General features: G+C 38.2%; 10 protein-coding genes. 2 read left to right on the top strand and 8 right to left on the bottom strand.

The features are described 5' to 3' along the window. Positions 1 to 250: 250 nt before the first annotated feature. Positions 251 to 937 carry a GntR family transcriptional regulator gene (locus ABC371_RS15965; protein WP_412897681.1) on the top strand — a complete coding sequence of 229 codons (687 nt, stop codon included), beginning with the start codon at positions 251 to 253 and terminating at the stop codon, positions 935 to 937. 76 nt (positions 938 to 1,013) lie between these two features. Here ABC371_RS15965 and prpB read toward each other — a convergent pair whose 3' ends face one another. From prpB to ABC371_RS15945, 4 genes are all read right to left on the bottom strand, one after another. After that, positions 1,014 to 1,925, bottom strand: a complete 912-nt coding sequence (prpB, locus tag ABC371_RS15960) for a methylisocitrate lyase (protein ID WP_412897680.1) — start codon at positions 1,923 to 1,925, stop codon at positions 1,014 to 1,016. Positions 1,926 to 1,996: 71 nt separating this feature from the next. After that, positions 1,997 to 3,442, bottom strand: coding sequence for a bifunctional 2-methylcitrate dehydratase/aconitate hydratase (locus tag ABC371_RS15955; RefSeq protein WP_412897679.1), 1,446 nt, complete (start codon positions 3,440 to 3,442; stop codon positions 1,997 to 1,999). Between the two features lie 45 nt (positions 3,443 to 3,487). Then, positions 3,488 to 4,603 carry a citrate synthase gene (gene mmgD / locus ABC371_RS15950; RefSeq protein ID WP_412897678.1) on the bottom strand — a complete coding sequence of 372 codons (1,116 nt, stop codon included), beginning with the start codon at positions 4,601 to 4,603 and terminating at the stop codon, positions 3,488 to 3,490. Positions 4,604 to 4,733: 130 nt separating this feature from the next. After that, positions 4,734 to 5,660, bottom strand: coding sequence for a LysR family transcriptional regulator (locus ABC371_RS15945; protein WP_412897677.1), 927 nt, complete (start codon positions 5,658 to 5,660; stop codon positions 4,734 to 4,736). A gap of 101 nt (positions 5,661 to 5,761) precedes the next feature. Here ABC371_RS15945 and ABC371_RS15940 point away from each other — a divergent pair, with 101 nt between their 5' ends. Beyond that, positions 5,762 to 7,240 carry a DHA2 family efflux MFS transporter permease subunit gene (locus ABC371_RS15940; protein ID WP_412897676.1) on the top strand — a complete coding sequence of 493 codons (1,479 nt, stop codon included), beginning with the start codon at positions 5,762 to 5,764 and terminating at the stop codon, positions 7,238 to 7,240. Between the two features lie 120 nt (positions 7,241 to 7,360). Here the strand turns inward: ABC371_RS15940 and ABC371_RS15935 are convergent, their stop codons facing one another. The 4 genes from ABC371_RS15935 to ABC371_RS15920 form a co-directional block, all read right to left on the bottom strand. After that, positions 7,361 to 8,221, bottom strand: coding sequence for an enoyl-CoA hydratase/isomerase family protein (locus ABC371_RS15935; protein ID WP_412897675.1), 861 nt, complete (start codon positions 8,219 to 8,221; stop codon positions 7,361 to 7,363). Between the two features lie 15 nt (positions 8,222 to 8,236). Further along, positions 8,237 to 9,415 carry a CaiB/BaiF CoA transferase family protein gene (locus ABC371_RS15930; RefSeq protein WP_412897674.1) on the bottom strand — a complete coding sequence of 393 codons (1,179 nt, stop codon included), beginning with the start codon at positions 9,413 to 9,415 and terminating at the stop codon, positions 8,237 to 8,239. Between the two features lie 64 nt (positions 9,416 to 9,479). Beyond that, positions 9,480 to 10,610, bottom strand: coding sequence for a CoA transferase (locus ABC371_RS15925; protein WP_412897673.1), 1,131 nt, complete (start codon positions 10,608 to 10,610; stop codon positions 9,480 to 9,482). A 246-nt stretch (positions 10,611 to 10,856) separates the two neighbouring features. Continuing rightward, a complete protein-coding gene (locus ABC371_RS15920; protein WP_412897672.1) occupies positions 10,857 to 11,984 on the bottom strand; it encodes an NAD(P)-dependent alcohol dehydrogenase in 1,128 nt (375 codons plus the stop codon). Positions 11,985 to 12,000 lie beyond the last annotated feature (16 nt).

Raw genomic sequence — 12,000 nt, 5'->3', positions numbered from 1 at the left:
TGATTTGTAAATATCTTTTTAAAGTCTAAGACTCGTTTGTCATTATACTGAAAAATCTTAATCAAATTGAAACAAACTTAAGGATGGTACATCACGTTAACTAAAATAACTTTATCCTGATAGGATTCAAATATTCCTTTCCATTGACAGAATAGTTAATTCTGTATACAATTATTATGATACTCAAAAACACTGGAATAGATCATCCATTTTATTAGTTTATTAATCTATTGAAATGAGGACTTTATATATGAATTCACCACGTAATATGAAAAGGTTATCTACCGCTGACTATGCATATGAACAATTGAAAGAGCGAATTATTGAGTTAGACCTTTTGCCCTCTTTACATATTAAAGAGGAAGAACTTTCCCAAGAATTAGGAATTAGTCGTACCCCACTGCGCCAGGCACTATATCGTCTTGAATCAGAGAGATTGATGTATAAACATGCAAACGGGCGCATGTATATCGCAGACATTTCGATAGATGATGTACGTGAAGTTTATAGTGTTCGTGCACAATTAGAATGCTTAATTGCACGTGAGGCCTCATTAATTATGAACGAAGAATCGAAATATAAGTTAGAGGAAAAAGTAGCTTTAATGAAACGTGCAATTGAGTTTCAACGAAATTATGAAGTTATTAAGCGCGGAGCTGAGTTTCATCAGATCTTGTATGGATTAAGTACCAATAAAACGGCTAAACGTTTTTTATCTCAGCTACAGGATCACATTGAGCGCTATCGAAGAGTCGGAGGGTACAGAAACCCAGATTACACACCAAAAATTCCTTTAGAAGAATACTCAGATCTATTACAATCGTTAAAGTCGAAAGATCCAGATCTAGCAGAAAAGTCCATGCGTGCACATATGAAGCGAAGTCTGCAAACACTCGAAAAGGCCGTTCAAAATTATTTAGCTTCAAGAGATGAGTAATTACCTTTATACGAGCATGAAAAAATCCTCAGCGGTATGGTCTGAGGATTTTTCATGTGCTATTTTTGGGCGGTGATTATTTTCCGATAGTTGGCAATACTGTACGAGCAATTTCCCCATCCAATTCTTCATAATCATAATAGCGAATTGTTTCATACAACTCTCCACGGCTTTGCATTAGATGCAATATCTCTTTTTGTGTTCCTTTTTCATATATGTCTTGGAAAACACGCTCATAAGCTTTTGCGGCAACACGCAATGAACTTACTGGATAAATAACAATTTTGTATCCCCAGGTTTCGAACTCATCTGCAGTGAAATAGGGCGTTTTTCCAAATTCAGTCATATTTGCCAAAAGCGGTGCCGAAATGTGCTCACTAAAATATCTAAATTCCTGCTCATTCAACAAAGCCTCAGGGAAGATACAGTCTGCTCCAGCTTCAATATATTTTTGAGCACGCTCAATCGCGTCATCCATACCATCTACTCCTTTGGCATCTGTTCGAGCAATAACCACAAGTGAAGGAGCTACTTCTTTTATCGTTTGAATTTTATATACCATTTCTTCTATTGGGATTATTTTTTTACCATTTAAGTGTCCGCATTTCTTAGGAAGTTCTTGGTCCTCAATTTGAACGGCTGCTACTTTAGCCTCCATCATTTCTTTTGCTGTTCTTGCAACATTCAAAATGCCGCCATAACCTGTATCGATATCTACGAGCAACGGCAATTGGGTAGCCCGAATAATATCACGGGCACGCTTACTCATTTCTTCGGAAGTAATAATCCCTAAATCTGGTAAACCACGGCTTGCGGTGTAAGCTGCACCAGATAGGTATAGGGCATTAAAGCCTGTTTGTTTCGCAATTAGGCTCGAAATCCCATCATGTGCACCTGGCAGTTTTAATATGGATGGGGATTTCATTAATTCTATAAATTGTTCTGCTAGCTGTTTTTGGCTAAATTCATCCTCTAATAACCAGGTCATTAGACTTAATCCCTCCTGAATTTATTGTTACATATGCTTGATCAATGGGATATGAAGTCCCTTGTTACTTTTTATATAACAAATAATTTCAAAAAGTCAGAAACTGGTGTTTCTTCTAATTTCTTACGATCTAAAGTTCTTTCTAAGATTTGTTCAGATTGTTTCTTCGAGAAATGAACACCGATATTATTTTTATACTTCTCGATTAACTGCGGAATACCTTCTTGGCGGCGTCTTCGATGACCGATCGGGTATTCAACAGCAACCTTTTCTGTTTCAGTACCATCTTTAAATCGAATTTGAATCGCGTTGGCAATGGATCGCTTTTCAGGGTCTAGATAGTCTTGGCTATATGCTTGATCTTCAATAACACTCATTCTTGATCTTAAAGCATCAATTCTCGGGTCTGCTGCAACATCTTCTTCATAATGATCTGCCTTCAAGTCTCCGAATATCAGTCCAATGGCAACCATATACTGCAAACAATGATCTCGATCTGCAGGATTATGAAGTGGTCCGCGTTTATCAATAATTCTTTTTGCAGCTTCATGTGTAGTTAACGTGATTTCTTCAATCTTGTCTAAGCAATCCTTTACCTGATCATGGAGTTTAAAGGCGCATTCTACAGCCGTTTGTGCATGGAATTCGGCCGGGAACGAAATTTTAAACAAGACATTTTCCATTACATATGATCCAAAAGGTCTTGCCAAAGTAATCTCTTCTCCATTAAATAAAACATCTTGGAAGCCCCATGTTGGAGCAGAAAGAGCCGAAGAATAGCCCATTTCTCCTTTTATAGCCATCATAGCTAATCTCACTGCCCTGCTTGTCGCATCACCCGCTGCCCACGATTTACGGGAACCGGTATTTGGAGCCTGTCGATATGTACGTAAACTTGAATTATCAATCCACGCATTCGATACTGCATTTATAATCTCAGTCTTATTTCCTCCTAGTAATGCAGTCACTACTGCTGTCGAGGCGATTTTCACAAGCAAGACATGATCAAGTCCAACACTGTTGAAGCTATTATCAAGGGCTAATACACCTTGAATTTCATGCGCTTTTATTGCTGCTGTTAATACTTCCTTCATAGATAATGGCGGTTTTCCTTCCGCAATATTTGCTCGTGAAATATAATCAGCTACAGCAAGAATTCCGCCAAGATTATCTGATGGGTGTCCCCATTCTTTAGCTAACCACGTATCGTTGTAATCCAGCCAGCGAATCATACACCCGATATTAAAAGCTCCCTGAACTGGGTCCAATTCATATGCTGTCCCCGGCACACGCACACCATTTGGTACAACTGTTCCAGGAACAATAGGACCTAGATGCTTTGTACATTCAGGGAAACGTAGGGCAAGTATCCCTGATCCGATTGAATCAATTAACATATGAAAAGCCGTTTCATAGGCTTCTTCGCTATGTATCTCTTGATCTATTACATAGTCCGCAATTTCAATTAAAAGTGAATCTATATCTGTTTTTGTATTGTCTTGAGAAATAGTTAACATGATTGGTTCCCTCCCTCTTTTTTGTAAAACATGATATTTCGTTACTTATACATGTAAATTTCTAGGGCCTGTATATTCAACACGAGGTCTGAACAAGCGATTGTGATCATGTTGTTCAATAACATGCGTACAAATTCCAATTGTACGCGCAGCTAAAAAGATTGGTGTGTACAGATCAACTGGAATTCCTAATAAATAGTAGACAGGGGCTGCATAGTAATCAAGGTTAGGATAAAGCCCTTTTTCTTTCTTCATGACTTCTTCTCCGATTACGCACATATCATACAATTCTTGATAGCCTTTTTCTTCGATTAATTCTAGTAAAGCTTCTTTCATTAATTGGGCACGAGGATCCATCTTTTTCATATAGACCCGATGACCAAATCCCATAATCCGCTCTTTATCTCTTAGTTTTTGATGAATTAAACACTCCATTCCGTCAATTGTTTCTGCTTCTAAAAGCATTTTCATGACAGCTTCATTTGCACCCCCATGCAGTTTTCCCTTCAAAGACGCCACTGCACCTGTGAGGGCTCCATAAATATCTGATGTAGTCGAAGCAATCACCCTAGCCGTAAAGGTTGAATTCGGCATTTCATGTTCACTGTATACCATTAATGTTTGATCAAACACACTCTCTTCTAATAATGTTGGAACTTTTCCAGTGATCATATATAAAAAGTTTGCACTATACGATAAGTCCTTTCGCGGCATAATGAAATCGTTCTTCATTTTTGCGTGATAACTATTCGCTACAATAGAAGGTACTTTCGCAATTAAACGAATCGTTTTTCTCTTATTCGCTTCATGGGATAAATCATCTAATTCTTGTTCAAAGCCAGAAAGAACTGATATACCCGTACGCAAAGCATCCATTGCATCTATTTGATTTGGAAGCAAATTCAATACAGACAAAACGTTCTTTGGCACTTCATACTCATTCTTTAATTCCTGTTCCAATTGATATCGCTCAGATTTGGTTGGAAACTTCTTATTCATTAATAGATAAACAAGATCAAGATAGCTCTCTGTTTTGGATAGTTCAATCAAATCATAACCACGAATCACAATTTCTTCATTTTCCACATCCAAATACGAAATGTCCGTCTCACAAGCGATAACTCCTTCTAAACCCGGAAAAATGTTTTGTTTCGTTTGCATAGAACTCTCCTCACCCTTTGTTAATTTTAATAGATCAAGTGTTTTGAAGATCTTATAGAATTATTGTATACAAAAATACAATATAAAACAATATAAATTCATTAAATTTTCAAACTTATTTAAAAATGGATTAGGAATTGCTTCTACTTAGAAATAACAAGGGGAAATCAATGTACTCTAAAAACATTTTTGCTAATGCATAGTTGTTATTTTTTTTTGAGACAATCCAACCAAATGGAAGATCCGTAACAAAATTTAAGTCTGTTAATGGCATTGGAATAATATGCTTACTCTTAACATAAGGGTCATCTACCAAGATATAGCTGGATAATATACTGATTGCCAACCCTTCTGAAACTGTCTTTTTAATAACCTCAGAGTTAGAGGTTTTAAATAGAACATTTATGTTGCCATACCTATCTTGGATAGAGTTGATTAAGTTCTCCATAAATTGACTGGTATATAGCACAATGGGATAGTTCAATAAATCATAAATAGATAATGTTTTTTGGAAAGCAAGAGACGAATACTTAGGTACAATTGCATTAAGATCCGTATGAAAATTAAGTTTATTAAATAAAAAAAATTTATCTAATTCTTTTTCAAATGTTTTTTGTATGGTGATAAATCCTAGATCAATCGTATGCTGTTTTACTTTTTCAATAGCCTTTTTACTTTCCATTTCAATAATCGTGACCTTAATATGAGGAAAATCCTTTTTAAACTGGGAAAGAATTTTTGGAAGTAAAGTCATGATGCTTGGAACAGCAGCAATTTTTAATTCACTTTTATATGATGAGGTAATGATTTGAGCCTCTTCTTTTATCTCCGCAATATTTTCAACAATTTTTAATGCTTTCGTAATAATATTTTTCCCCTCCGCAGTTGGAATAGTTCCAAATCGGGATCGCTTAAATAACTGTACTCCTAATTCTTTTTCCAATAACGAAATGGATTGACTCACCGCTGATTGGGAAACGTGCAAATTCTGTGCAGCAGTTGTGATAGACTGTGTCTGAAAAATTTCCTTAATGTACTCCATCTGCTCTAAGTTCATACGCCATCTCCTTATATAATTTGTGCTTATATTAATATTAAAAAATCCACTTTTACATAACTCAAGATTAAAACTATACTTAAAATATGAGGGGGATGCATTTGTCAAAGGCTACTAGAAAAAAAGATACTTTTATCATATTGTCTGTATTTATTGGGAATTTTTTAGCTTTTTTGAATTCGGGAACAATTAACATAGCACTTCCAACCATCATGAATGACTTTCAAACGCAAATTACCTCAGTACAGTGGATTATGACCGGATTTCTTCTCGCAATTGGTATTATCTCACCTATTGCAGGATATATAGGAAATAAAATTGGATTCAAAAAACTATATCTATATTCCCTGATTGGTTTGACTTTATCTTCAGCACTTTGTAGCTATTCCTGGAATATCGGATCATTAATCATTTTTCGTATCTTGCAAGGAGTTTGCGCAGGATGTATTCAAATCGCCACCTTGACAATTATTTACGAATCAATTGAAAAAGTAAAACAGCCCTTAGCAATCAGCTATTGGACTGTTTCCATGGTCTTTGCTCCGGCGGTTGGCCCAACCTTAGGCGGGCTAATTATACATTATTGGGGCTGGGAAGCCTTATTTTTCTCAAATGTACCAATCGGTTTGATTGCTACCATCTTTGCCTTTCTATTCCTTCCAGCACAACAAAAAGCAAAAAGTATTTCGCTTGATAAATTAGGGTTGATTACCATTGTCATCGGAAACGTTTCCATCTTACTTTACATTACCAATGGATATTACTTAGGCTGGCTATCAGGGACTGCTATCGTTTTACTGCTATTTGGAATAGTTGGGTTTGCTACTTTTATATGGAGAGAATTAACTGTAAAAGAACCATTGTTAAATTTACGGGTATTCAAACATACCAAATTTGCAATTGGAACCATCGTCAATTGTCTCTTAGCCATTGGTCTATACTCAAGTGTTTATCTGATTCCATTGTTTATGGAAGAGGTTCAAGGAATTTCTCCTTCTATAGTTGGGTTGGTAATGTTACCTGGAGCGCTCATCATGATGCTTGTCTCAATAATAACTGGCAAAATACACGATAAATTAGATCCCTCATGGTTTATCCTTGTTGGAACAGTATTAGTAAGCTTTGCGACATGGGAATTCAGTGAATTAAAGTTGGATTCATCTATTGCTTCCATTACTTTTTGGATGATTGTTCGTTATTTTGGATTAGGGCTTGCGACATCTCCTGTAACAACGTTATCGATGAGGGATATTCCAATTGAGCTTGTTGGACATGCTACATCAATTACGAATTGGCTGCGTCAGGCCGTTACTGCACTATCTATTACTATTTTTAGCTTAATTTTGACTATTAGAACGCAAACACATTTATCCGAACTAAACCGGGATACATCGGAAGAAGCCATTAAGGAAACTGCATTTCTATTTGGAACAAATGATACATTCCTCATTGCCACCATTGTCCTTATTTGTGCAATCCCACTTTCTTTATTATTAAAAACATCGACTCAAAAAACTCAACAATTATATAAAGGTCACGAGCTCTTAAAACGTAATTTGCAAAACAAACGCCAAAAATGATCAATATCGATATTTGGCGTTTGTTAATAATTGATTTTTTATTTTCCATTGCTTGCAATGGTTTTTTAGCATCTGTTCACCCGAATAGGAAACTCTGTTTCTATTTTATAATAAAAAAACTTAATCCTTCACATATTGGCTATCCCGGTTCCGGAATGCTCGTTTTGTTCCATGATCACGCCGTTCTTTGAAAAAGTTGTACTCATCTTTTTCAAAGGAAAGCCCTGTACCTAAAGTGTGCCCTACATAACCACGTATAAATTGTTGAGTGGCACCAAGGGAATCAAGTGCCATTTGATGCATTGCTTTCCCTGTGATAAGAGCGTCTCGAGGATTGCGAGCAATTCGTTCAGCCCAATCTTGTACAGTAGCCTCTAATTCTTCTTCAGGAACTGCTAGGTTTGCGAGTCCAAGCTTCTCGGCTTCAATGCCATCGAAATCCGAACCAAATAGTAACAATTCTCTAGCCTTCTTTGGACCGTAAAGAAGGATTTGAGTGTTCAAAATCCATGTATTCCCAGCAAAGCCGAGTCGCTGTTCAGCATGGCTAAAGCGAGCATTAGCAGCACAAATAACCAAATCAACCACTTCTGCAAGGTACATGCCAAACCCTACACAAGCGCCATGTATCTGGGCAATGACTGGCTTTTGAGAGTATTGGAAAGCCATGTAATCTTCGGACAGTTTTCGATCTATTTGAAGTCTGGCCCGCTGTGTCATCTTAATGTATTTTCCGTTTTCATCTTTCTTGTCCAGACCATAAGATTTGACGATATCATCAAAATCATGACCAGCACAAAACGATTTCCCCCGACCTTTCAGTACAATTACCTTGATGTCATCATCTTCTTCGAGCTCGAATAGCTTCTCCTTAAGGATAGTCGCCTCTTGAAATGTCATGGCATTACTTTTTTCTGGACGATTGAATATAAGGCGACCAATGTGTCCATCCTTTTCAACCAATATCGAATCATTATTCATTATTATTCCTCCCTATTATTTCAGAACTCCTTCTAGCTCATATGTCTCCAGTTCTTCCTTCGACAAGTAACGTCCAAGAATTTCATCATTCGCATTTCCTAGGAGCGGCGCAGCACCTAGTACTCTCGGTATCACGTAATCTATCTTCCAAGGAACACTTGTAATATCTAATTGTCCTACTAATGGATGTGGGTGTGTGACTTGCTGAGTGAACCCACTTTTATTGAACCTTTCATCTGCTGCAACTTCATCTGGAGTTAAAACTGGGACAGCCTCCGCACCTTTATTTCTCAAAACAGCTAGAAGTTCTTCCCTAGACGGTCGTGACTTCTCGTCTACGATATCATTCCGCTCTTCCGACAAAGCGCTTGTCGAGGCAACCCACACGTCATTTCCCTCAGCGCGTGTCAGCGACCATTCCTCCCCATTTGGGCCTACGTTTCCACGCGGGCCTGTAGAATTCAAACTTAATTGTTCCTCGACAAACGCCTCACCAATCATACTTACGGATGCCTCTATTTGTGAGAGATCAATGTGCATACCACAACCTGTATCCTTTCTTCCAATTAGTCCGGACATAATCAGAAATACTGCCATAAAGGAACAATTCAAATCAGCAAGTGCAAGTGCAGAGCATCCCATCACTTCACCATCCTGGTAGCCGATCAGACCTTCAACCCCTGCCAAGGAAGTCATAACTGGTGCATAGGCACGCTGTGTGCTTAATGGTCCATTTTGTCCATATCCGCTCGCTGAGAGTATCACTAACTCAGGAAATTCTTCACGAAGTGTTGAGATAGACATATCAAGCCTATCTAACCAGCCCGGCACAAAGTTCTCAATAAAAACATCCGAATCGGAAAGCAGCATCTTGAACAATTTTTTCCCTTCCTCTGTCTTCAGATTAAGGGTAACACTCTTTTTCCCTGCATTTGTCTCATGAAGCAACTGGAAAGCCTCTCCGTTGGGATAATCAGCAGGATCTGTTGGACGCCGAACTCTTGCTCGGTTAACATCTATTTTGGCACCTGACTCTACTTTCACCACTTCAGCACCCAGTTCGGCAAGTATCCGACCTGCGAGTGGAGCTGATGCCCCTGTAGTAACTTCCACGACCTTTATTCCTTTTAGCCAAGACACATCCTTGAATATCGCCCATTGCTTGAGTGGGAATTCATTCATTTTTCGTCCCATTTGTCTGCCCCCTTAATTTTTCCGTTAACATTTTCATCCCAAATATTGATCCAATCTAATTGGGTCAATCATTGCGAACATTTACTCCAACAACATCAATCTTACGAATCAGGTTGGCTGTATCTTGAGGTGAAAATTCCTGGAGTTCTCTCGATACAGAAGCCCACGGACGCCCAGGGATTTGAACGACTCTACCATTCTTCGTAGTTAATTGGTCGAAGAAACTACGATAGAGAAGTTGTTTGTCTTCGGTCACCTCTTTGACATTACGTACGGGAGCAACAGGAACTGCATACTTTTGAGCGAGTTCAAGGAGCTCATCTCGAGTGTGATTCATCAGCCAAGGTCTAATTAACTCATCAATTTCTTCAGGATACTCAATAGCTATTGCATAAAGATCCAGGTAGCGGTCTTGCTTTGACCATTCCGGGTTCCCCATCATTTGAAGAAGACTCTGCCATTCTCTATCGCTTCGACATATCATGGCAACATAGCCATCCTTACAGGGAAATAAACCAAATGGATATCGTCCTCCAGACCCCGGTGCACGTCGACCTTCTCTTCTCAGTTGTATATCGTAGTAGGAGGCAACAGCACCATAAATTCTTACGTAAGAGGCCAATACTTGAGTCCCTGAAATTTCAATGTAATGACCTCTACCATTGATTTCAGTCTCATAAATGGCAGCTGTTATGGCGGCAGCACCTTGGAGGCCAAGCTGTACGGCGCCAATACCATACGGCAACGCAAGCGGTTCCCGATCTTGATGACCAACCATATACATCAGACCACTAAGTGCTTGCATAGACAGTTCACCCTGAATTTGTTCTTGATCGTCGCCCCACCCTGTAGGTGTCAAAGATACATAATTCAACTTTGGAGCAATAGCGTGAACCCTTTCAAAATCTAGCCCTCGCTTCTTAAGCTCACTTTGCGGCAAATCTGTGATAAAAGCATTTGCGTGTGGGAGTACTTTTGTAGCAAGTATCGTATCGGTCTCCGCATTCCATGTAATAACATCTTTGCCAGTATCCATGTACATACGCGCATAACTTGTCATATTTTTTTCACGTCCAACATCCTGGATAGTAATGACATCGCTGCCTGCATCAGACATTAGTTTCGCTGCATATCCTGCTGCTCGAGTACGACCGACCTCGATTGTCAGCTTGTTATTGAATAAATTTGAAATCATCCCAACCCCTCCTTCTAGAAATAACTTCTCCCCTTAAATTGTTACGTTCATCTCGAAGATTCACCAAGTATCTGTCTATAATCTCTATATGATTAGCTATAAAAAAGACAACACCTTCGCAATAATTGTATAATTGTATACAATATTAATGAAAGAACTGTCTATCTCAATCAATTAGTTGCACACATGATAAAATTCTCATTTTTTTGATAAAGATGCCTATACCATAGGCATCTCAAACGATTCTTATTCATGTATTCTATGAACATAATCCTCATCGATGATTAATATTGGTTTAATAACTTTACCTGACAATGAATCCTCAGAAGCTTGATTAATCTCATCAAATTTATAGAATTTTACTAACTTATCAAATGCAAAAGAACCGGCTTCATAGAATTCAATAAGCTGAGGAATCGATAATTGAGGAATGGCATTCCCTATTAATACGCCTTTAATGGAACGATTGTACATGGTTAAATCGGCTAGTGGATTTATTTCCATTGATTTGGGTGTTGCGGCAACAGGTGCTGCCACTCCACCAATGGCTAATACTTCAACAGAAGTTCTCATTACTGCCGGCACACCAGTAGTATCTACTGTGTAATTGACCCCTTTGTTCTTCGTAATTTTTTTTATTTCCTCTAAAACATCTAAATTTTTACTGTTTATGGTATGTGTAGCACCTAGTTCTCTGGCAATTTCCAAACGATTATCATGTATATCTATGCAAATAACTCTTGTACAACCTGAGATTTTTGCTGCCATCATTGCCGCTAGACCTACGGATCCTGTACCAAATATGGCAATGGATGACGCTGGTTGCGGCTTTAAACCATTAAATACTGTACCACTGCCAGTGAGAAAGCCACACCCTAAAGGCCCTACTAGACGTAAATCTACAGATGGATCTACTTTTGTTAAGTTTGCTTCATGTACTAATGAATAGGTACTAAATGATGATTGACCAAAGAAATTAGTAACTGGCGTACCATCTTCTCTATTAAATACATAAGAACCATCATCACGAGTACCCAGCAAATTGAAATCAACCCAGTGATTACAGGAAGCGGGATGACCAGTTTTACAATTCTCACATTGTCCACAGTAGTGATAAGAAATGACTACATGATCACCTTTATCGAATTCCCTTACATTTTTACCTACTACTTCCACAATCCCTGAACCTTCATGCCCAAGTACAGTAGGAAAAGAATGAATAGAAACACCAGTACGTCGGCCATCGTCAGAGTGACAAATACCTGAAGCGACTATCTTGATTAGAATCTCATCGTCACGCATTTCTGAAAGAATTAATTCTTCAATTTCATATGGTTCGTTCACTTTATTAACTACTGCAGCTTTTATTTTCATGTTATTCTCCTTTTCC

This window comes from Bacillus jepli, from assembly GCF_047238305.1.
In the GTDB taxonomy this organism is placed as follows: Bacteria; Bacillota; Bacilli; order Bacillales; family Bacillaceae_L; genus Ferdinandcohnia.
The sequence above is the reverse complement of the archived record's forward strand: the minus strand, read 5'-3'. Positions and strand labels throughout refer to the sequence as shown.